Below are 21831 nucleotides of genomic sequence, written 5' to 3'. Positions count from 1 at the left end.
TAGCCGACTGGGCCGTCCTGACCGGGGTCATCATCTACCTGCGCCGCCACGAGCTGGCCTGGGTGGCTGATAGTAGCCACCAGGGTCCCGACATCTGGGCCCAGGTGGGCATGGCTGCAGCGCTCTTTGCCATCATGACCTCATTCGTCACCTCCTACGCCCGGGCCCGGGCCGAGGCGGAGGGCTTCGAGGCCAAGAACGGCATCGCCACCAGGTCGGACCGGCTGGTCATCATCCTGGTGGGCATGGCCCTGACCGGGGCCGGGCTGCCCCTGGCCATACTCAGCTGCTTCCTAGTCCTGCTGGCCCTGCTGGGCATCGTCACCGTCTGGCAGCGGATCAGCCACGTTGCCAAGGACATGAGCCGCAACCCGCAGCCTGCCAACCCCAACCACGAGTGAGCCTATGCCGGATCGACTGCTCATCTTTCTGGCGCAGCACGCGCGTCTGGTGCCCGAGCGGCTGCTGCGTGGCCTCTTCCTGGCGGCAGCCGACCTCTGCTGGCTCTTCCGGATAGGCGGTGTCAGACAGCTGGAGCGCAACCTGGCCCATGTCATGCCAGAGGCCGACCGTCGTAATCTGCGGCGCACCTCGCGCCAGGGCATGCGCTCCTACTTTGTCTACTTCGTCGAAGCCCTGACAGTAGGAGCGCGCACCAAGGAGCAGCTGCTGGCACGCATACACGGCGGCGGCAACGCCTACCCGGCTCCGGCCAAGACCGACATCGGCCTGCGCTCCCTGCCCATCGGCATGGGCCACCAGGGCAACTGGGATTACGCGGGTTTCTGGGCCTGCTCCACGGTCGGTCAGGTCACCACGGTGGCCGAGCGGCTGAGGGACCAGGGGATGCTCAACACCTTCGCGGACATCCGTCGCCGCCTGGGCATGAACATCCTGCTGACTGGTGAGCCGGACATCACCGGCCGTCTGACAACCCTGCTGCGGAAGCCTGATCAGGTGGTGCCCCTGCTGGCCGACCGCGACCTGAGCCGCCGAGGCGTCTTCGTCAAGGCCTTCGACTCCTGGATTCGCGTGGCCGCAGGTCCTGCCGTCATCGCCCTGGATGCCCGTCTGCCCCTCTATACCGTGAACATGCACAGGGAAAAGCTGACGGGGGAGCGCCGCCGGCAGGCCAAGACCCCATATGGCTATGTCTGCCAGGTGGACGGGCCCATCGCCATCGAGCCCTACCTGGAGATGCCCCGGGAGCAGGCCATCAACGACCTGACCCAGGCCTGGGTGGACCAGTGGGCCCAGGGCATTCGCGAGCATCCCGAGGACTGGCACATGCTCCAGCCGATTTTCCTTGAGGATCTGGATCTTTCCCGGATGCACGACCTGCCGGACTTCATCCTGGCCCAGGCATCCAAGAACAAGGGAGGTGACGGGCATGAAAGCACCCGAACAAAGGTCTGAGCAGGAATCAGAGCGCGCCGCCATCAAGGCGCCCCTGCGGGTGGGGATCATCTCGCCCTACTCCTTCGAGACCCCGGGCGGTGTCCAACTGCACATCCGCGACTTCGCCAGGCATCTTATGGACCGCGGCCACCAGGTGCAGGTTCTGGCCCCGGGCCGACGCACCCAGGACATGCCCCTCTGGGTGCATACCACCGGCTCCTCCCTCTCCATCCCCTACAACGGATCCGTGGCCAACCTGAGCTACTTTGGCGTGGCTGGCCACAAGACCCGGCAGTGGGTCAGGCAGGGTCACTTCGACATTCTGCACCTGCACGAGCCCGAGGTGCCCTCCCTGAGCCACAAGCCCCTGCGGCCCGGATTCATCCCCTGCCCCTATGTAGCCACCTTCCATGCGGCCTTCGATACAACGCCGCTGGCTCTGAGACTGACCAGACGCTACCTGCGCCGATACCTGGCCAACATCAGCCAGGCCATCTTCGTCAGCCCCTCGGCCATGCAGAACGCCAAGAATCTGCTGGAGCCGGGCATACCCAGCCAGATCATCCCCAACGGCATCGAGACCAGAGCCCTGCGCAATGCCCGGCCGCGCCCGGAATGGCAGGGGAGCGAGCGGGAACCCACCATCGGATTCCTGGGACGGATGAAGGAGGAGCGCAAGGGGTTCAAAATCTTGGCCCAGGCCGCACCTGCCATTTTGCAGCGCGTGCCCGGAGCCCGCTTCCTGTGTGCAGGGGACGGCCAGGCGGAGGCCCGGAAAATACTTGAGGACGTCGATCCCGGACTGGCCCGGCACTTCACCTTCCTGGGTCGGATCAGCGACGAGGACAAGGCCTCCTTCTACCACAGCCTGGGCCTGTATGTGGCACCACAGACTGGGGGAGAGAGCTTTGGCATCGTGCTGGTCGAGGCCATGGCGGCAGGCTGCCCGGTGGTGGCCTCGGACCTGCCAGCCTTCGAGGATGTCTCCCAGAACGGCCGAAGCGCACGTCTGTTCACCACCGGAAACCCCCAGGACTGCGCCCGGGCGGTCCTTGAACTGCTGGACGACCGACCTGCCCGCCTGAACCTGGCCTCGTGCGGAATGCGTCGTGCCAGCGACTACGACTGGGATCGGGTCACCGACCAGGTTCTGGATGTCTATGCCCGGGCCTTGGCGGCCCGGCCCGATCATCGCCGTGGACTGCTGGGCAGGCTGGTGGGCCGGAAGGCTGGTTCTCCTTACGATGAAGCCCCCACGGAAGGGCCTGAAAACTCGTAAAATTGTCGAAGAGCGGAACTAGAATTCCATTCGTTTACGCATTCGTACCGTCAGGAGACATATGTCAGGGCATTCGAAGTGGGCGACCACCAAGCACAAGAAAGCAGCCATCGACGCTAAGCGTGGCAAGCTCTTCGCCAAGCTGATCAAGAACATCGAGATCGCTGCCCGCACCGGCGGCGGTGACCCCGACGGCAACCCCACCCTCTACGACGCCATCGTCAAGGCCAAGAAGTCCTCCGTGCCCGCAGACAACATCACCAGGGCCGTCAAGCGTGGCTCGGGCGAGGAGGCCGGAGCAGCCAACTACGAGACCATCGTCTACGAGGGCTACGCTCCTGCCGGCGTGGGCATCATCATCGAGTGTCTGACCGACAACCGCAACCGCGCGGCCGCCGAGGTCCGTTCCACCCTGACCAAGGGCGGCGGCTCCCTGGCCCAGAACGGATCGGTCAGCTTCAACTTCGAGCGCAAGGGCCAGATCATCGTCCCCTCGGAGGGACTGGACTACGATACGGTCTTCGAGAAGGCCGCCGAGGCCGGTGCTGAGGACGTGCAGGACAACGGCGAGAGCTACACCGTGCTGACTGCCCCCGGCGACATGGTCAACGTCCGCAAGGCCCTCCAGGACGCCGGTATGGACTACGACTCCGCCGACCTGGTCCTCAACCCCAAGAGCGAGGTCACCCTGGACCTGGACTCCGCCCGCAAGGTCTCCAAGCTGATCGACAACCTGGACGACCTGGACGACGTGCAGGAGATCTACAGCAACTGGACTGCGCCCGACGAGGTCATGGCCCAGTTGGACGACGAGTGACCTTATGATCGTTCTCGGCGTCGACCCGGGGCTCACCCGATGCGGCGTTGGCGTTATTGAAGCCGGTGCATCGCGCCGGCTTTCCTTTGTTCATGTGGACGTCGTGCGCTCAGACCCCGAACAGAGCCAGGACCTGCGCCTGCTGGCCATCTACCAGGGGCTGACGGCCGCCCTGGACCGTTTCAGCCCCGACGTGGTATCCATCGAGCGGGTCTTCGCCCAGTCCAATCACAACACCGTGCTGGGAACCGCCCAAGCGGCAGGGCTGGCCATGCTGGGAGCGGCACAACGGGGGATTCCCGTGGCCCTGCACACACCCACCGAGGCCAAGATGGCCGTGACCGGCAACGGGCAGGCTGACAAGATCCAGGTGCAGCGGATGGTGGCCCGCATTCTCGGGCTCAACCAGCTGCCCAAGCCCGCCGATGCCGCCGATGCTCTGGCCCAGGCCATCTGCCACGCCTTGCGACCTGCCGGGGCCATCCAGGGCGGTGAACGCGAAGAGCATCTGACCCAGGCCCAGCGTCAATGGGCCCAGGCCTCTGCCAAGTTTGGAAGGCACCGGGGAGTCCAGCGAGACATGTAAGCTGATTCGAACAGACGTTCGATTCCATCGAGGGGTGATCAAGTGCTGGCAATGCTGACCGGGCGGGTGGCCGCCATCGAAACAGGCTCTGCCGTCATCGATGTTTCGGGGGTGGGTTTCGAGGTGCGCATGCCCCAGTCGGATCTGGCCTCCATGCGGGCCGAATCCACGGTCACCGTCTACACCGCACTGTCCCTGACCCAGGACGCGCTGACCCTCTACGGGTTCCTCAGCCGCACCTCCAAATCCCTCTTCGCCCAGCTGCAGAAGGTCAGCGGCATCGGACCGCGCGTGGCCCTGTCCATCCTTGCCACCCTGAACTCGGACCAGCTGGCCCAGGCCGTGGCTGACGGCGATGCTGCGGCCCTGTCCCGTGCGCCGGGCCTGGGCAAGAAGGGCGCTCAGAAGATCATCCTCGAACTCTCCGGCAAGCTGGATCTGGATGCCGGCACAGGCACGCAGGGACCCGCCCAGACCGACGATGGCGCCCACCAGGTGGTTGAGGGACTGATCTCCCTGGGCTGGCTCCAGCGTGATGCCGAGCAGGCCGTGGAGCAGACCTGCAGCGAGGGCGGATACACCCTGCCCCTGCAGTCGGCCGACATTCCCAAGGTGCTCAAGCAGGCCCTGACCCGGCTGGACAGGGGGCGCTGATCCATGGCTGACAAGCAGATGTCTACGGGATACATTGACTCCCAGAATGGCGACGCCCAGGAGGAATCCCTGCGGATGGTCTCGGCCAGGCCCATCGAAGGCGAGCCTGTCAGCGACGAGGAGCTACGTCCTGAAACCCTGGACGGGTTCATCGGTCAGCCCCGGCTCAAGGCCCAGCTGGGGCTCTTCCTTGAGGCCGCCAAAAAGCGGGACGTGGCCCCGGATCACATCCTGCTGGCAGGCCCTCCAGGTCTGGGCAAAACCACCCTGGCCATGATCGTCGCCCACGAGCTGGAGGTGCCCATCCGCGTCACCTCGGGCCCGGCCGTTCAGCATGCCGGCGACCTGGCCTCCATCCTGAGCTCCCTGGAGGCCGGCGAGGTGCTCTTCATCGACGAGATCCACCGCCTGCCCAGGGCCGCCGAGGAGCTGCTCTACATCGCCATGGAGGACTTCCGCGTGGATGTCATGGTGGGCAAAGGCCCCGGAGCATCCTCCATTCCGCTGACCCTGCCCAGGTTCACGGTCATCGGCGCCACCACCCGTGAAGGCATGTTGCCCTCGCCCCTGCGGGCTCGTTTCGGCTTCACCGCCCATCTGGACTTCTACCCGGAGGAGGAACTGGAGAAGCTGGTCGAGCGATCGGCCAAGGTCTTGGGCATTGTCCTGCAGGATGATGCCGCCCATCAGCTGGCCCTACGCTCCCGTGGCACGCCCAGAATCGCCAACCGCCTGCTGCGCCGGGTGCGCGATTGGGCCATAGTCCACGATCTTCCCCAGGTCGGCCCCGATGACGTCAAGCAGGCCCTGGCTCTCTACCAGATCGACTCAGAGGGGCTGGACCGCCTGGATTTGGCCGTCCTCAAGGCCATTGTCAACAGTTTCGACGGCGGTCCAGTGGGCCTGAACAATCTGGCCGCCATGGTGGGCGAGGAGGCCGAGACAGTCGAGACGGTCTGTGAGCCCTACCTGGTGCGCGAGGGCTTCCTGGTGCGCACCCCAAAGGGCCGTGTGGCCACCACCAAGGCCTGGGAGCACCTGGGCCGCAAACCGCCCGAGGATGTCATGAAGCTGTTCTAGACTGGGGTCTTCGCAGCAATGCACATCGCCGTTTGATGCCCGCCAAAACAAGGAGTGGAAACAACCATGGGATCCATGCTTTTCATGATCGTCATCATCGCCCTGATGATAGCCATGATGTGGGGAAGCTCCCGCAAGAGCAAGCAACAGCAGGCCGCCGTGCAGGACTTCCGCCAGTCCCTGCAGCCCGGTGACGAGGTAGCCACCACGACTGGTCTTCTGGGCAAGGTCGTCTCCGTGGACCTGGAGAAGGAGCAGGTGGTCATCGACTCCGAGGGTTCGCAGTCCCGCTGGCGCATCCAGGCCATCACCAAGCCCCCCATCGTTCCCGCCTACATCCACGACGACGAGGTTGACGAAAACGGCAACCCCCTGCCCGAGAATGCGGATGCCCCCGCCGAGGTCACCGACGCTGAAGACACCACCGCCGACGATGCTGCCACAGAGAACTCTGCCGCCTCCGAGGGCAAGGATGAGGCCGAATCCAGGTCGGATTCCGAGCCGGAGCCGGAAGACGAATCAGACACGGCCGAGACTGAGGATGAGGAAAAGTCCGATGACGCTGACGAATCGGATGCGTCCAAGGATTCCAAGGATTCGGATTCGACTTCCGCCAAGTCCTGAACATCATACGCGCGCCACACCTTCCGTCAGGCTGACTCCGAACGGAAACGCGGCGCGCGTATGATGGCCCCGGCAACCACTTCCAAGGAGCAAGACAGAAAGAAGATCATGGCTCAATCGGACGATATCAAGGTTGGAGAACTTAAGCAGGTGGGCGATGACGACGCCGCTTATCTGATCTCATTGATCCGTACCATTCCGGACTTTCCCAAGAAGGGGATCCTTTTCAGGGACTTCATCCCGGCCATGTCGGATCCCAGGGGATTGGCCATCATCCTCGACGCCATGAAGCGCACCCTGCCCGTCAAGCCGGAGGACTTCGACCTGGTAGCCGGGCTCGAGGCTCGCGGCTTCTTGATCGGCCCCCAGCTGGCCTGCGACCTGGGTAAGGGCTTCCTGCCCATGCGCAAGGCTGGCAAGCTCCCCGATCCTACCTACAGCCAGGAATACGCACTCGAATACGGCAACGCCCGCATCGAAATCGAGCAAGGCTCCCTGCGCCCTGGTCAGCGAGTCCTGATAGTGGACGACCTGATCGCCACCGGCGGTTCCGCCCAGGCAGCTGCACGCCTGGTGGAGCAGGCCGGAGGCCAGGTGGCTGGTTTCAGCTTCGTCATGGAGCTCAACGGTCTGGACGGTCGCAAGGCTCTGGGCGCCTACCCGGTCACCTGCCTGATGAACATGCCCGCCTGAGCACGATTGGGGGACCATCACCATGGATTTGTACGAATACCAGGCCAGGCAGCTGCTCGCTGAACATGGCATCTCCCAGCCAAGGGCCGTCTATGCTTCAACCGCAGAAGAGGCCGGCCAGGCAGCCGACGTCATCGGCTATCCCTGCATGATCAAGGGCCAGGCCACCATCGGCCACCGGGGACAGGCCGGAGCCGTCAAGCGGGCCGAGAATCACGAGCAGGCTGTGGCACTGGCTGAGGCCATCCTGCCCATGAACATCGATGGCCATCCGGTCAGCGGGATCCTGGTCACCGAGGCCCGCAACATCCTGCACGAGTACTACCTGTCCATCTCAGTGGACCGCACCTCCAGGGACTACGATGTCCTGGCCACGGCCAGCGGCGGCACCGAGGTGGAGACCATCGCCCGCGAGCATCCCGAATCGGTTCGGCGCCTGCACATCGGCCCCCTGGAGGATTTCGACAGGCAAGCCGCCCGCACCATGGCCGAGCGCATCGGCTTCTACCATGCCGATCTGGAGCAGGCCGCGCAGATACTTCTGGGCATGTGGCACACCTTCCAGGACAGTGACGCAACCCTGGTCGAGATCAACCCCCTGGCCAAGGTGGGCGACCCTGATGACGAAGCCACCAAGCACCTGGATGCCCTCGATGCCAAGATCTCCCTGGACGGGAACGCAGCCTTCCGGCACGACGGCTGGAAGCGGTTCACGGACCCAGCCCAGGTCGACCCTCTGGAAGCCAAGGCCAAGGCTGCAGGCTTGCACTACGTCCATCTGGACGGCCAGGTAGGCGTCATTGGCAACGGCGCAGGACTGGTCATGAGTTCCTTGGATGCGGTGGCCGGGTCAGGAAAGCGCCAGGGCCTTCCTATCAGGCCCGCGAACTTCCTCGACATCGGCGGCGGAGCCTCTCCTGAAGTCATGCGTACCAGCCTGGACGTGGTCCTTTCCGACCCCAAGGTCCGTTCGGTCATGGTCAACGTCTATGGAGGCATCACCTCCTGCCAGCAGGTGGCCCAGGGCATCCTGACCGCCGTGGATGCTGAGGGTGAGCAGGACCAGAACGACGACCGGCCCATCGTGGTCCGCTTCGACGGCAATGAGGCTGCCGAGGGGCTGGACCTGCTGGCCAAGGCCCAACAGCCTCGGCTCAAGGTGGCCCGCACCATGGAGGAGGCGGCAGACCAGGCCGTGGCCCTGGCCGCCCAGGCAGGAAAGGAGACGGGACGATGACACTCTTCATTGAAGACGGCGCCCCCGTCATGGTCCAGGGCATGACCGGTCACCAGGGCATGGTCCACACGGCCCACATGATGGCGGCCGGCACCAACATCCTGGCCGGAGTCAACGCCCGCAAGGCCGGAATGACGGTTGACTTCGACGGTCCGGACGGCCAGACCCGTCATGTGCCCGTATACGCCGACTGTGCAGCCGCCCGCCAGGCTACCGGAGCCCGCACCTCCGTGGTCTTCGTCCCGCCCAGATTCGCCAAGGATGCCATGGTCGAGGCTATCGAGGCCGGCATCACCCTGATCGTGGTCATCACCGAGGGCATTCCCGTGGCCGATACCGCATACTGCGTGGCCCTGGCCAGGGAACGCGGCTGCCGCATCGTCGGCCCCAACTGCCCAGGACTGATGACCATGTCCGACCGGCCCAACGGCGTCGGCGTGGATCTAGGTATCATCCCACAGGGCATCGCCGGTCGCGGCCCGCTGGGACTGGTCTCCAAGTCCGGCACCCTGACCTATCAGCTCATGGGGGAGTTGTCCTCCATCGGCTTCACCGCCTGCCTGGGCATCGGCGGCGACCCCATTGTGGGCACCACCATGCTGGAGGCCCTGCAGGCCTTCAACCGCGATCCTGAGACCAAGGCCTGCGTCATGATCGGCGAGATCGGCGGCTCGGCTGAACAGGAGGCCGCCCACTGGGCCTCCACCCACATGACCAAGCCCATCGTGGCCTATATCGCCGGCTTCACCGCCCCAGAGGGCAAGCAGATGGGCCACGCCGGAGCCATCATCTCGGGCGGCAAGGGCACGGCCGCCGACAAGAAGGAAGTGCTTGAGTCCGTCGGCATCAAGGTGGGCACCACACCCGGCGAGACGGCCCGCCTGACCCGCGACCTGCTACGGGAGCATGCCATCATATGACCGACAGGGTGAAAGTGTGGCTCCGGGGGGCCCTCGAGGCCTTCCTAGCCATACTTATCTACACTGTCGCCCTCGGCGCCTGCATGGCCCTGCTCCTGCTCATCATTTCCATTGAGGAGGGCGGGCCATCACTGTCCATGGCCACTGTGGCCCTGACAGAGACCATCACCCTGCTCACCCAGGGCTGTGGATTCACGGCCGGGGCCCTGACCCTGACCATCATCCCCCTGCTGCTGACCGGCCTGCTGATCTGGATGATTCGCTCCCTGGTCAGTCGACTGGGCATGTCCGTCGGTGGTTGCATTGCCGGCCTGGTCGTCTGGGTGCTGTGCAGCCTCATCCTCATGCAGGGCAGTCAGACCGTCCAGGTGGACACCACCCCGGTCATTCTTTTGCGGACCAGCCTGGTCTTCCTATTGGGTTACGGCTGGGCCTGGGTCCGCTCTGAACCGTTCCGCCAGGCTTTTACCAAGCGAATCAAAGAGGCCGTGCCCGTTCAGGTTCGCAGGACCATTCGGCTCGGGCTCACGGCAGGATTGATACTCTTGGCCGTCATGCTGGTCGCCGGCCTGATCGCCCTGATTGTATGGATTGCCCTCTATCACGGAGACGTGGGTCGTCTGTTCAAACTGACACGTATGGGCACCGCCTCGGCTGTAACGACCAGTCTGGCCTCCCTGGCCTGGCTGCCCAATCTGATCATCTGGGCTACCTCCTGGCTCTTCGGAAGCGGTTTCAACATCGGCGGGCTGGCGACCTTCACCCTCTGGTCAGGACACGCCTCAAGTCTGCCCTCGCTGCCCCTCTTCGGGCTGTTTCCGGAGCCAGTCTCCCGGCAGGAGGTTCGTCTGCTCCTGCTCAACCTGCCTCTGCTGGCCGGAGTGGTTGCGGGCATTCTTCTGCTTACCGGACCATGGGGTGTCAGAATTCACGCCGCTGTGCGCCAAGCGGGACTGAAATCCCGGGATACCGCAGTTTGCTTCCTGATGGCAACCTTGGCCATGGCCCTGACCTGGCTGGTCACCCTGCTCGGTCTTGCCCTGCTTTTCCAGCTCTCCAACGGGGCCCTGGGCCGCCAGCGTCTGGCCGGAGTTGGCGTACCCATAGCCTCCTCCCTGCGCATGATCGGGACCTCCCTGGGGGTCGGCCTGCTGGGAGTATGGCTGCTGGCACTCGTCATCGCCGCCCTGATCATCATCAAGGACATCCTGATTGACTATCTGCGTCAGGCAGACATCAAAAAAACTTCCGCCAAGGCGGAAAACAAGGAAAAACACAACCAATCACGCGGTCAGGGGAGAAAGGAGTCCAAGGCAACCGACCGAGCAGACACACCACGACAGGTTTCGTCCACCCGCAGACCAGGCAAGTAGGTCCGAAGGTGGCGGGGCGCCTCGGCATTCAAGCATAGGAGTAGGAGTTTCCATGGTCACCACGAATCGAACCATCAACCGAGCACTGGTCTCGGTCTACCACAAGCAGGGTCTTGAGGCCCTGGCATCGGCCTTCCGCCAGGCAGGCACCGAGGTCGTCTCCACCGGCAGCACCGCAAAGAAGCTGCAGGATCTGGGCGTCCAGGTCACCCCGGTGGAAAAGGTCACCGGTTTTCCCGAGAGTCTTGACGGCCGGGTCAAAACCCTGGATCCGCACATCCATGCCGGGCTGCTGGCCGACATGACCAATCCCGACCATGTCCAGCAACTCAAGGACTTGGGCATAGCCCCCTTCGACCTGGTGGTGGTCAACCTCTACCCCTTCGAACAGACCGTCCTCGAGGGCGCCGATGCTGACCAGTGCCTGGAGCGCATCGACATCGGCGGCCCTGCCATGATCCGGGCCGCCGCCAAGAACCATGCCAGCGTGGCTGTGATCACCGACCCTGACGACTATGCCCTGGCAGCCGACCGCATCGCCTCCGGCACCGGTTTCAGCCTGGCCGAACGCGGACGTCTGGCTGCCAAAGCCTTCGCCCTGACCGCCTCCTATGACGCGGCCATCGCCGAGTGGACAGCACGTACATGGGTTGACGACAAGCAGGACAAGGCCGAGGATCAGAAGCCAGCCCAGGCGTTGACTCGCACCTGGCGTCTGGCCAGCCAACTGCGCTACGGGGAGAACCCCCACCAGAAGGCCGCCCTCTACCTGGACCCGTTGGACCGGGACGGTTTCGCCGCCGCAGAGCACCTGGGCGGAGCCAAGGAAATGAGCTACAACAACTACGTGGATGCGGATGCCGCCTGGCGCTCGGTCTGGGACTTCCCCGACCTGCCCGCAGTGGCCGTGGTCAAGCACTCCAACCCCTGCGGTCTGGCCGTGGGGGAGGACACCGCCCAGGCCCACCGCCGCGCCCACGCCTGCGACCCCATGAGCGCCTATGGCGGGGTCATCGCCGCCAACCGCACGGTCACCCTGACCATGGCCCAGCAGATCAAGCCGGTCTTCACCGAGGTGATTGTGGCTCCAAGCTATGAGCCCGAGGCCCTGGACCTGCTGCGGACCAAGAAGAACCTGCGCATCCTGTCTGTGCAACGCCGCCCGCGTCAGCGCCCGATCATCCGTCAAATCGACGGGGGAGCCCTGGTGCAGACGCCCGACCTGATCGACGCCCCGGGAGACGATCCCTCCACCTGGCGTCTGGTCTCAGGCAACCCAGCCGACCAGGCAACCATGGATGATCTGACCTTCGCCTGGCGGGCCATCCGCTCGGTCAAGTCCAACGCGGTACTCCTGGCCAACCAGGGAGCCACCGTGGGCATCGGCATGGGCCAGGTCAACAGGGTGGACTCCAGCCACCTGGCAGTCGAGCGGGCCAACACCCTGGATGAGGGCCGTAACCGCGCCAAGGGCTCAGTGGCCGCATCCGATGCCTTCTTCCCCTTCGCGGATGGTCTGGAATATCTGATCCAGGCCGGCATCAGGGCCGTGGTGCAGCCGGGAGGATCCATCCGTGATCCAGAGGTGATCAAGGCCGCCCAGGATGCCGATCTGACCATGTATCTGACCGGGACACGCCACTTCTTCCACTGATAAAACCGGACCCTGCGGTCAAATGTCGCCCTGCGGCAAATTCTTTGACCGCAGGGTCCAATGCGGTGATATGCTGAATGAACTGACCAGCGATGATGCTGACTAGGTACCCATAATTCGAAGGAGATATTGTGACCTATCAGACAGTCAATCCTTTTAACAACCAACTGATCAAGACCTATCCAGATGCCACCGATGAAGACCTGGAGAACGCCCTGGCCCGTGGCCATGACCTCTACAAGACCTGGCGCAAGCAGGAGGGCCCCGGTGACCGTCCCGCACAGCTGCGTCAGGTTGCCAAGCTCTTCCGTCAGAACGAGGATACCCTGGCAGCCAACATGACCCTGGACATGGGCAAGCTGGTGGGCGAGGCCCGCGCCGAAGTGGAGCTGTGCGCTGACATCGCCGACTATTTCGCCGACCACGCGGAGGAGCTGCTGGCTCCCGTCCCCCTGGACAACCCCGCCGGCAAGGCCTACTACGTCAAGCAGGCCACCGGCATCGTGTTCATGGTTGAACCTTGGAACTTCCCCTACTACCAGATCATGCGCGTGTTCGCCCCCAACTTCATTCTGGGCAACCCCATGATCCTCAAGCACGCCTCCAACGTGCCGGGTTCGGCTGTGGCCTTCGAACAGACCGTGAAAGAAGCAGGAGCCCCCGAGGGCAGCCTGACCAACCTCTTCGTCAACTATGACCAGGTGGACCGTGCCATCGCCGATCCCCGCGTCTCTGGCGTGGCCCTGACCGGGTCGGAGCGCGGCGGCGCCTCCGTGGCCAAGTCGGCTGGAGCCAACCTGAAGAAGTCCTCCATGGAGCTGGGCGGCAACGACGTCTTCATCGTCCTGGATGACGCTGACTGGGATCTGCTCAAGAAGGTGGCCCCAAGCGCCAGGCTGACGAACGCCGGCCAGGTCTGCACCTCCTCCAAGCGCTTCGTCGTCACGGAAAAGCACTACGATGACTTCGTCTCGCTCATCGTCGATGCCTTCTCACACGCGGTTCTGGGCGATCCCAGCAACCCCGAAACCACGCTGGCCCCCATGTGCATGGTCTCCGCCCGCGACAACCTGGCCAAGCAGGTCGAAAGCGCTGTGGCCGGTGGAGCCAAGGTCGCCTACGGCAACAAGCCCTATGATTCGCCGGGGGCCTTCTTCACCCCGACGGTTCTGACGGACATCGACCGTAACAACCCTGTCTACAACCAGGAAATGTTCGGCCCTGTGGCCTCCATTTACAAGGTGGCCAACGAGGATGAGGCCATTGAACTGGCCAACGACTCCAGCTACGGCCTGGGCGGTGTGGTCTTCTCCTCGGATACCGACCATGCGGATGCCCTGGCCCGTCGCATCGAGACCGGCATGACCTTCATCAACGGCGGATGGGTGACCATGCCTGAATTGCCCTTCGGCGGCATCAAGAACTCCGGCTACGGCCGCGAGCTCTACAGCCTGGGCTTCGACACCTTCGCCAACGAGCATCTGATCTTCCAGCACAAGAACTGATCGGACTGCTCCGGCTCCTTGTTGAAACAGCGACCGTGCCATCATCGTCCAAGGGCGATGGCGGCACGGTCGCTTTGCGTCAACAGCACTGGTAGGCTCGAACCGACAGAGCATGTGCGGAAGGCAGGAGAACATGGCAGACGCGGCTAAGACTGAAAACCCGAACCTCAAGCCCCCGCAACCGCCCAAGACTTCTGGTCGAGGCCACCCCTTCGTCTCGGAGGCTCAGGAGGGTCGTCCTATCTGCGAGGCCATCATCTTTCTCGTGGTGCTTGTCGCCGCGCTCGTGGCCTTCTGCGGATACACATGGGCCGCGACTGGACTGGTGTCCGTCGCGGCCCTGGTTTGCGGCGCCCTGCGTCTGATCCTGAAGGAACGCAGCCCCTGGAAGGTGCGGTCGGTGCCCTTCGATGCCTTCATCAGCATCGCCCTGGGCATTGGCCTGCTGGTCACCTACACCAGCATTCAGCTGATGCTGTGACCCCTCTCAGCTTTCAGTAGGCTTGTCTTCGGATTGATCATCACTGTCTTCTGTTTCCGAAGCAGTATGAAGGGGCTCGACCTGCAGATCGGGAATGGTTCCTGCATTAGCGGGGGCAACAGCATCCTTTCCAGCATCAGCATCCTGCTCTGCATCGGAATCGGATAGAGACGATACATCGACGGTCTGAGCCGTGGTGTCTGCAGGGGCGGTCGTGTCAGTTGTATCAGCAACAGGGGTTTGAACCGGAGCAGGAGATGCCTGGGCACCTGCGGGAGCAACGGCATCAGCCTGAGCATCCGAGCCCGCCTGAGCCTGGGCACTGGGGGCAAAAGCATCAGCTTGTGCTTGTGCCTGAGCATCTGCATCCACCTGTGCAACTCGCTGCGCATCAGTGGCAGCGCCCATGGCACGCATGGCCATGTTGTCGGTGATGATGCTGGTCATGATGATAACCAGGGCCACCAGAGAAGCAGCAAGCAGGGGGCAGATCCAGAAGAGCCAGAGCTGCGAGATCGGGCTGACGGCCATGTGCTTGGACTGGGCGAAGATGGCGATGCCAGTGGAGCGAGCGGGGTTCAGCCCCGAGCAGGTGATGGGGTAGGTGACCAACACGCCGACGCCATAGGCCAGCCCGGTGTAGAGAGCATGGTTGCGGCGGGCACGGCCGTCAGAGCGCAGGGTGGTGATGGCCGCAGCCACCACGATCATGCAGCCGATCAGCTCAACCACGATGGCCATGGGCGCCCCGAAGGCGATGTGCTGCTGACCCAGGGTGGCCGCAGCGGGCGAGCCGCCGGAAAAACCGTTGACCGAGAACATGAGCCAGGTCCTGTCCGGCACGGATTTGCTGACCGGCACAAGGGCAACGGCAAGTGCGCCAGCGCCAATAGCGCCGATCACCTGGGCGACGATGTAGATCAGACCATCCACCATGCTGATCTGTGAGGTGAACATGGCGGCCACGGTCACGGCGGGGTTGAAGTGTCCGCCGGAGACGCCGCCCAACATGGCCGTCACGACCAGGTAGGTCAGGGCGGTTCCCAGGACCGGCAGCACCACACTGGGCTGGCCCATGACCAGCTGGCCGAAGCTGTAGGACAGGTAGATGACCGCGCAGATCAGGAAGGTGCCCGCCAGCTCGGCGGCGGCACGAATCCAACGAACATCACGAGGCCTGATCCGCCTGCGGACGGGCTTTGCGGCAACCTGCCCGTCGGCCTGTTCGAGGACCGGCTCAGCACTTGCTTCCATAGTCATGTTCCCCACCTTGCAATCCCTTCGACGACAATGAACAACAACAGCTTCCAGCTTAGGGCAAGCCAACAACACTTCCCTAGGCTCCGATATAGTATGATATGACCTTTTGGCGGCTGCGGTCGCCCGGAACGTTAACCGTTACATATCTATCAGGCCACGTTGGGAGAACGATGCCACATCCATACACACAGGCGATCAGAGCGCGCGAACAGGGGGAGGAAGGCATCCGCCTCCAGAAGGTGCTGGCCCAGGCCGGATTCGGCTCTCGTCGCAAATGCGAGCAGATCATCACCCAGGGCAGGGTCGAGGTCGACGGCGAGCTGGTCACCACCTTGGGCAGCCGGGTGGACCCATCCCACCAGCAGATCCGCGTTGATGGATCGCGCATCCATCTGAACGACAAGCATGTCACCCTTGCCCTGAACAAGCCCCGTAAGGTCCTTTCGACCATGGACGACCCCAAGGGCCGGTTCACCCTGCGCGACATCATCGGGGACCGCTACGAGCGGGTCTTCCACATGGGCAGGCTGGACTATGACTCCGAAGGCCTGATCCTCATGACCGACGACGGGGAGCTGGCCCAGCACGTCATGCACCCGCGCTACGAGGTGGAGAAGACCTATATCGCCACGCTCAGCGGCCACATTGGCGGCAATGTCTGCCGGCGGCTGGTCACCCAGGGTGTGGAGCTGGATGACGGCCTGATCCGCCTGGACCATTGCGCCATCATCGACCACAACCGCGAGCACACCATCGTCAAGGTGGTCCTGCATTCGGGCAAGAACCGGATAGTCCGGCGCATCTTCGGCGCCATCGGCTACCCGGTGACCCGGCTGGTGCGCACCCAGATCGGCCCCATCCGACTGGGCGAGATCCGTCCTGGCTCCTATCGGGTGCTCTCTGCAGCTGAGATCAAGGCTCTGGATAAGGAGGTCGGACTGTGATCACCGTCGCCATCGATGGCCCTGCGGGAGTGGGCAAGTCCTCCACCTCGCGGGCCCTGGCCAAGCATTTCGGCCTGGCTTACCTGGATACGGGCGCCATGTACCGGGCGGTCGCCCTATGGTGCATGGACCGCGGGCTGGACCTGGACGCGGACCAGCCCGACCAGGAGGCGATCACCGAGGCCGTGGCCGAATCCATCACCGGTGGCCACCTGGTCATGGGACTCGACCCCGAACATCCCAGAGTCAGCCTGGACGGTCGTGACGTGGATGAAGAGATACGCTCTACCAGGGTCTCCGAGCATGTCTCCGTAGTCTCTTCGATTCCGGCTGTGCGACATGTCCTCATCGCCGCTCAGCGGGCCATCATGGCCGACCAGGAGCGGGGCGTGGTGGCCGAAGGACGGGACATCACCACCGTGGTGGCCCCGGATGCCCAGGTCCGTGTACTGCTGACAGCCCGTGAGGAGGTCCGCCAAGCCCGTCGAAGCGGCCAGGCCCAGGCCGGGTCAGCCGGCGCCGAGGATCTGGCTGCCCGGGATGCCCGGGATTCCAAGGTCACCTCCTTCATGAGCGCAGCCGACGGGGTGACCACCGTGGACAACTCCGATCTGACCTTCGAGCAGACCCTGCAGGTCCTGATCGATCTGGTCTCCTCGGCCATGGAGGAGGACTCCTACGACGAGTACGCCCGGAACCTGGACGACTATGAGCTGGATGAAGAAGACCGCGCCCTGTTGGAGGGCGGCTCCGAGAACCAGGATGATCAGGACCAAGGCCCCAAGGCCGTGGGCGTGCTGGCCGTGGTGGGAAGGCCCAACGTGGGCAAGTCCACCCTGGTCAACAGGATCCTCGGCCGCCGTGCCGCCGTGGTCGAAGACACCCCTGGAGTGACCCGGGATCGTGTCAGCTACGAGGCCGAATGGGCCGGCACCCAATTCAAGCTGGTGGACACCGGCGGCTGGGAGAGCGATGTGGAGGGTATCGAATCCGCTATCGCTTCCCAGGCACAGGTAGCCGTATCCCTGGCTGATGCCGTCATTCTGGTCGTGGATGGCCAGGTGGGGCTGACCGCCAGCGACGAGCGGATCGTCACCATGCTGCGAGCCGCCGGCAAGCCGGTTGTCCTGGCTGTCAACAAGCTGGATGACCGGATGGCCGACTACACCGCCTCCGAATTCTGGAAGCTGGGCCTGGGCGAACCCTATGCCATCTCCGCCATGCATGGCCGGGGTATAGGTGACCTGCTGGACGCCGCGTTGGAACAGCTCGGCAAGGCTGAGAAGACCTCGGGATTCCTCACCCCGGAGGGCCTGCGCCGGGTGGCCCTGGTCGGGCGGCCTAACGTGGGCAAGTCCTCCTTGCTCAACCAGCTGGCCCACGAGGAGCGGGCCGTAGTTCACGATGTGGCCGGCACCACCCGTGACCCGGTCGACGAGGTGGTACAGGTGGACGGCGAGGACTGGCTCTTCATCGACACCGCCGGCATCAAGCGTCGCCTGCACAAGATCTCGGGGGCCGAGTACTACTCCAGTCTGCGCACCCAGGCGGCCATCGAACGCTCGGAACTGGCGCTGATTCTCTTCGATGCCTCCCAGCCCATCGCCGATCAGGACTTGAAGGTCATGAGCCAGGCTGTGGATGCGGGTCGGGCCATCGTCCTGGTCTTCAACAAGTGGGATCTGCTGGACGACTTCGGCCGCCAGCGTCTTGAACGGCTCTGGCAGACCGAGTTCGATCGGGTCACCTGGGCCGAGCGGGTCAACCTGTCTGCCAAGACCGGCTGGCACACCAACCGGCTGGCCAAGGCCATGCGCACTGCTCTGGAATCATGGGATAAGCGCATACCAACCGGCAAGCTCAACTCCTTCCTGGGCAAGGTTCAGGCTGCACACCCGCATCCGTTGCGGGGCGGCAAGCAGCCGAGGATCCTCTTCGCCACCCAGGCTTCGACCAGGCCGCCGCGTTTCGTGATCTTCGCCACCGGCTTCCTGGAGCACGGCTACCGCCGCTACCTGGAACGCTGCCTACGCGAGGAGTTCGGCTTCGAGGGCACTCCCATCCAGATATCCGTGCATATCCGCGAAAAGAAGAAGCGCAAATAAAGAAGGTCCCTGGGCCGGTTCTTTAGTCGGCCCAGGGACCTTGCCTTCTCGACTAGACGGCCTTGTTTGCAAATCCTTGTAGAAAGAACTGTGTTTCTGGACATTTCTTGTATTTAGGGGACCTCCAAATCCTTCCAAAAGATTCAGATAGTCCCCATTACGTATATGCAGATCTGTTATTTGCAGTCTCCTTCAAACCACTCATTGCATATAAGCACTAGCGGTGGTACACGGGTCCGCCCTGCCCGGCATACTTTCTGCCAGCGTATGAACCATAGGCACATATGAGTACAAGGACGATTGCCAGAGCGGTTCCACAGGTCCAATAGAGTCTGACTCCGCTATAAGCCAAGGCAGACAGGATCATGACCACGCCCAGAATCATGAAGAGCACCCCGCCAAACTGCTGACAACGGCGCCAAGCCTCGCGGCTGGCGTAGGCACCTGGCACCCGGAAACCGCTGATGCCGTTGGGTCTGGTTTTAGGAGCAAGATTGCCGATGACTATGAGAGTCAGACCGGTCAAAAGCATGGCGACCTTATCAATGCCGAAATCCGTCGGCCACCAGCCCCAATGAGGATCAGCGTAAGCTAATTCGAACAGATCTAAAACCGCAAGAATAATCTGCATGCATAGACCACCCAGCAGAAAAACGGTCAAGGTATGTCCCACTTCATCACCACGTTTAATCAAATATGCGCGCAGGACGATCATGAGGATGGTCCAAATCAGCGCAATGACAAGACAGAAGCAGGGCATCCAAACCAGCCCCTGGGGAGAGCCCCAGCGGTCCACCTGGTTCTGTGCGTTCCAATGAAGCGGTACGTTTTCATTCGGTAGACGATTGACCACTATGCGGCTTACGCCCAGCATGATTATCCCCGGCAACCACTGAGCCGCGACAAGGGTCGGGACGAACCGACCCGCTTTGCTGCCATCCGCCATGAGAGTCTCCTTAGGATTCAGAAACCGCCGTCGAACCAGTTTCCTTGCTCACAGTCTGAGGCTCAGACACACTTCTCTTGTCGCTGGCGCTGGTCCGCAGGCGGTAGAGCCACTGAATAGTGCTGTCCAGCACGCTCAGATTGAGTTCGTAGATGACCCTGGTGCCCTGCTTGTGGCCGACAATCAGGTCTGCTTCTTTCAACTTCCGCAGATGATAGGACAGCTTGGATGGCGTCATTCCCAGCTTTTCGGCCAGGCGTCCAGCCTCCATGCCGCCCTGCTCCAAAAGATCCAGCACACGACGACGCAGGGGATCAGCCAGAGCCGCTGTTGTTTCTTGAATAGCCATAAGTCTCCTTTTTCGATGATTTTCTCTAGTATTTGCATGCTAACATTGTTTCAACCAATATTGTATATCTTCTTCAACTTTTATGCGCTTTTCACTCACTGAGCGCAAAATAATTGACAATCGCCCGGATTGATGCCTGGCGTGGCGACATTAAACTGTTGAACATACCTACTTTTCTGAAGCCAAGGCTGATTGGGGAGAACATTGGCTCAAACCCGGTGAGCCAGACCCGATCTGAGGTCATGCTACTATGAATAACTTCGGCGAATAGGAGAATTTGCGGCATGGGCGAAAATGGAATAAAAGTCAACATTGGCAAGGCCGCCATCTTCGATCTCGACGGCACTCTTCTGGATTCTATGGGAGTCTGGAAGGAAATCGACCAACGATTCTTCGCTCGCCGCAACATCCCCATGCCGGACGATTACGCATCTGTAGTCGCCTCCATGCAGACCGGCGCCATCGCCAGATACACCATCGACCACTTCCACCTTGACGAGCGCCCAGAAGATCTTGTGGAGGAGTGGAACGAGGACGCGCTCCTGCTCTACGCCACAGCTGTACAACCCAAGCCACATGCACTCGATTACTTGCAAGCGCTAAAAGCCAGCGGTGCCGCCCTGGCTGTGGCAACCAGCCTCCCGCCACGCCTGCGACAGGCTGCTCTGAAGCACGCTGGGATGACCGATTGTTTCGACCAGGTCTGCAGCGTGGATGATGCCAAAAGCATTGGCAAGGAGGAACCCGAAATCTACCTGTTGGCTTCACGGATGCTGGGCGTTGCGCCCGACCACTGCACAGTGTTCGAGGATCTTCTGGTCGCCGTCGATTCGGCCAAACGCGCTGGGATGAAGGTCTGGGCCATGTACGACCAGTCTTCGGCCAAGGATTGGGATGCCATTCGCTCTGAGGCCGATGGCGCTATCACTGACTTCGCCCAGGCGCCTACCATTCTCTGACTCGCTCCGCAACGGCCGGAGCCAGCTGTTACCATGAAAAGCGTCAAGTAGTTTGGTGGAGGCGTTATGGGCAATTCAGGCAGGATAAATGCCGGTTGCTCAAGGTGGCTGTACTCACGTTTGCTCGCTCGTCTGGGATTGCAGAATTGGTGGCCGGCAGAGACCGACTTCGAAATGATGATCGGAGCGGTGCTGGTCCAACATACAGCCTGGGGAAACGCGGCCATGTCCATCGAGCAGCTGCGCGAAGCCGATCTGCTCAACCCCTGCAACATGGCCGGCGTCGACCTAGCAAGGCTGACAAACTTGATCAGATCAAGCGGCTTCATGAAGGCCAAGGCACGCACCTGCAAAGCCCTGGCTCAGTGGCTGCTGGCTCACGGCATCCGCACGGCCGATGTTGAGGACTGCACGGATGAAAGCCTGCGTGACGACCTGCTCACCATTGCCGGGGTTGGACGCGAGACGGCGGATGTCATACGGCTCTATGCCTTCGGCCAGCGCTGCTTCATCTGGGACGCCTATGCACGCCGGATGCTGGACGGTCTGGGGTGGGCCTCCTTGCGGTCATACCAGGAGGGTGAAGAGTACGAGGCGGATTTTATTCGGGTTGAGCAATGGCCACTGAACGATCTGCGCGAATACCACGGGCTGATCGTGCAAGCAGGTAAAAACCATCGCAATCCCCAAGCCTATGCCGCCTTCCTTAAGGAACTTGGCAGTCCTGAAAGCTCTTCCAAGTGAGTTGATCCCTTGTGGTTCGGCCGAGTCACAAGGCATATGACGGTATCCCGATACGGCACCCTTATACAGCATATATGACTGCATCTTATGACCGTATTCCCGCGTAACAATCTTGTCCGCACCTCTATGAATCGCGCACAATAAGGCATCGATTTGACTTCAAGCGGATTGAACTCCGTAGACTATGTTTCATCCGCATACCCGGCAGGCGAATATGCCAGGT

The 21831-nt window shown here is 62.5% G+C and carries 21 protein-coding genes and 1 pseudogene; 19 read left to right on the top strand and 3 right to left on the bottom strand.

The annotated features are described in order from the left end of the window. From P273_RS10050 to P273_RS0106965, 15 genes and pseudogenes are all read left to right on the top strand, one after another. A pseudogene (locus tag P273_RS10050) lies at positions 1 to 401 on the top strand (CDP-alcohol phosphatidyltransferase family protein); the annotation flags it as partial. A gap of 4 nt (positions 402 to 405) precedes the next feature. After that, complete coding sequence (locus P273_RS0107030; protein WP_024627749.1) at positions 406 to 1416, top strand: phosphatidylinositol mannoside acyltransferase; 1011 nt, start codon at positions 406 to 408, stop codon at positions 1414 to 1416. Beyond that, positions 1391 to 2677, top strand: coding sequence for a glycosyltransferase family 4 protein (locus tag P273_RS0107025; RefSeq protein WP_024627748.1), 1287 nt, complete (start codon positions 1391 to 1393; stop codon positions 2675 to 2677). Before P273_RS0107030 ends, P273_RS0107025 begins: the two co-directional genes overlap by 26 nt. A gap of 61 nt (positions 2678 to 2738) precedes the next feature. Next, positions 2739 to 3494, top strand: coding sequence for a YebC/PmpR family DNA-binding transcriptional regulator (locus P273_RS0107020; RefSeq protein WP_024627747.1), 756 nt, complete (start codon positions 2739 to 2741; stop codon positions 3492 to 3494). Between the two features lie 4 nt (positions 3495 to 3498). Further along, on the top strand, positions 3499 to 4080 hold the full coding sequence (gene ruvC / locus P273_RS0107015) for a crossover junction endodeoxyribonuclease RuvC (protein ID WP_024627746.1): 582 nt from the start codon (positions 3499 to 3501) through the stop codon (positions 4078 to 4080). A gap of 42 nt (positions 4081 to 4122) precedes the next feature. Next, positions 4123 to 4734: a Holliday junction branch migration protein RuvA gene (ruvA, locus tag P273_RS0107010; RefSeq protein WP_024627745.1), complete on the top strand. Its 612-nt coding sequence runs from the start codon at positions 4123 to 4125 to the stop codon at positions 4732 to 4734. Positions 4735 to 4737: 3 nt separating this feature from the next. Next, a complete protein-coding gene (gene ruvB / locus P273_RS0107005; protein ID WP_024627744.1) occupies positions 4738 to 5814 on the top strand; it encodes a Holliday junction branch migration DNA helicase RuvB in 1077 nt (358 codons plus the stop codon). A gap of 66 nt (positions 5815 to 5880) precedes the next feature. Next, entirely contained in the window at positions 5881 to 6438 is a 558-nt protein-coding gene (locus P273_RS09840) for a preprotein translocase subunit YajC (protein ID WP_155804717.1), read from the top strand. 108 nt (positions 6439 to 6546) lie between these two features. Continuing rightward, entirely contained in the window at positions 6547 to 7131 is a 585-nt protein-coding gene (locus P273_RS0106995; RefSeq protein WP_024627742.1) for an adenine phosphoribosyltransferase, read from the top strand. Positions 7132 to 7153: 22 nt separating this feature from the next. Continuing rightward, entirely contained in the window at positions 7154 to 8368 is a 1215-nt protein-coding gene (sucC, locus tag P273_RS0106990) for an ADP-forming succinate--CoA ligase subunit beta (protein WP_024627741.1), read from the top strand. Further along, entirely contained in the window at positions 8365 to 9288 is a 924-nt protein-coding gene (sucD, locus tag P273_RS0106985) for a succinate--CoA ligase subunit alpha (RefSeq protein ID WP_024627740.1), read from the top strand. The genes sucC and sucD overlap by 4 nt, the downstream gene beginning before the upstream one ends. Next, positions 9285 to 10661, top strand: coding sequence for a DUF6350 family protein (locus P273_RS0106980; RefSeq protein ID WP_024627739.1), 1377 nt, complete (start codon positions 9285 to 9287; stop codon positions 10659 to 10661). The genes sucD and P273_RS0106980 overlap by 4 nt, the downstream gene beginning before the upstream one ends. Positions 10662 to 10713: 52 nt before the next feature. Continuing rightward, the gene (gene purH, locus P273_RS0106975) at positions 10714 to 12315 is read left to right on the top strand and encodes a bifunctional phosphoribosylaminoimidazolecarboxamide formyltransferase/IMP cyclohydrolase (RefSeq protein WP_024627738.1); all 1602 of its coding nucleotides are present in this window, start codon (positions 10714 to 10716) and stop codon (positions 12313 to 12315) included. A gap of 131 nt (positions 12316 to 12446) precedes the next feature. Continuing rightward, positions 12447 to 13820, top strand: coding sequence for an NAD-dependent succinate-semialdehyde dehydrogenase (locus tag P273_RS0106970; protein ID WP_024627737.1), 1374 nt, complete (start codon positions 12447 to 12449; stop codon positions 13818 to 13820). A 133-nt stretch (positions 13821 to 13953) separates the two neighbouring features. After that, positions 13954 to 14301, top strand: coding sequence for a hypothetical protein (locus tag P273_RS0106965; protein WP_024627736.1), 348 nt, complete (start codon positions 13954 to 13956; stop codon positions 14299 to 14301). Positions 14302 to 14307: 6 nt separating this feature from the next. On the opposite strand, the gene P273_RS09580 is transcribed toward P273_RS0106965, so the two are convergent. After that, complete coding sequence (locus tag P273_RS09580) at positions 14308 to 15561, bottom strand: MIP/aquaporin family protein (protein WP_081709308.1); 1254 nt, start codon at positions 15559 to 15561, stop codon at positions 14308 to 14310. Between the two features lie 170 nt (positions 15562 to 15731). Here P273_RS09580 and P273_RS0106955 point away from each other — a divergent pair, with 170 nt between their 5' ends. Then, positions 15732 to 16505 carry a pseudouridine synthase gene (locus P273_RS0106955; protein WP_024627734.1) on the top strand — a complete coding sequence of 258 codons (774 nt, stop codon included), beginning with the start codon at positions 15732 to 15734 and terminating at the stop codon, positions 16503 to 16505. Next, positions 16502 to 18610: a bifunctional cytidylate kinase/GTPase Der gene (der, locus tag P273_RS0106950; protein WP_024627733.1), complete on the top strand. Its 2109-nt coding sequence runs from the start codon at positions 16502 to 16504 to the stop codon at positions 18608 to 18610. The genes P273_RS0106955 and der overlap by 4 nt, the downstream gene beginning before the upstream one ends. Positions 18611 to 18827: 217 nt before the next feature. On the opposite strand, the gene P273_RS0106945 is transcribed toward der, so the two are convergent. Continuing rightward, positions 18828 to 19556 (bottom strand): SdpI family protein, encoded by a 729-nt coding sequence (locus tag P273_RS0106945; RefSeq protein ID WP_024627732.1) that lies wholly within the window; start codon positions 19554 to 19556, stop codon positions 18828 to 18830. A 10-nt stretch (positions 19557 to 19566) separates the two neighbouring features. Continuing rightward, the gene (locus P273_RS0106940; protein WP_024627731.1) at positions 19567 to 19905 is read right to left on the bottom strand and encodes a metalloregulator ArsR/SmtB family transcription factor; all 339 of its coding nucleotides are present in this window, start codon (positions 19903 to 19905) and stop codon (positions 19567 to 19569) included. A gap of 284 nt (positions 19906 to 20189) precedes the next feature. Between P273_RS0106940 and P273_RS0106935 the strand changes: the two genes are divergently transcribed. Both P273_RS0106935 and P273_RS0106930 read left to right on the top strand, forming a co-directional pair. Next, entirely contained in the window at positions 20190 to 20864 is a 675-nt protein-coding gene (locus P273_RS0106935) for an HAD family phosphatase (RefSeq protein WP_034524945.1), read from the top strand. A gap of 120 nt (positions 20865 to 20984) precedes the next feature. Beyond that, positions 20985 to 21608, top strand: a complete 624-nt coding sequence (locus tag P273_RS0106930; protein WP_024627729.1) for an endonuclease III domain-containing protein — start codon at positions 20985 to 20987, stop codon at positions 21606 to 21608. The last annotated feature ends 223 nt before the right edge of the window (positions 21609 to 21831 follow it).

The organism is Bifidobacterium sp. A11 (assembly GCF_000499185.1).
In the GTDB taxonomy this organism is placed as follows: Bacteria; Actinomycetota; Actinomycetes; order Actinomycetales; family Bifidobacteriaceae; genus Bombiscardovia; species Bombiscardovia mizhiensis.
Note: the sequence above shows the minus strand (reverse complement) of the source record. Positions and strands in the feature narration are given on the sequence as shown.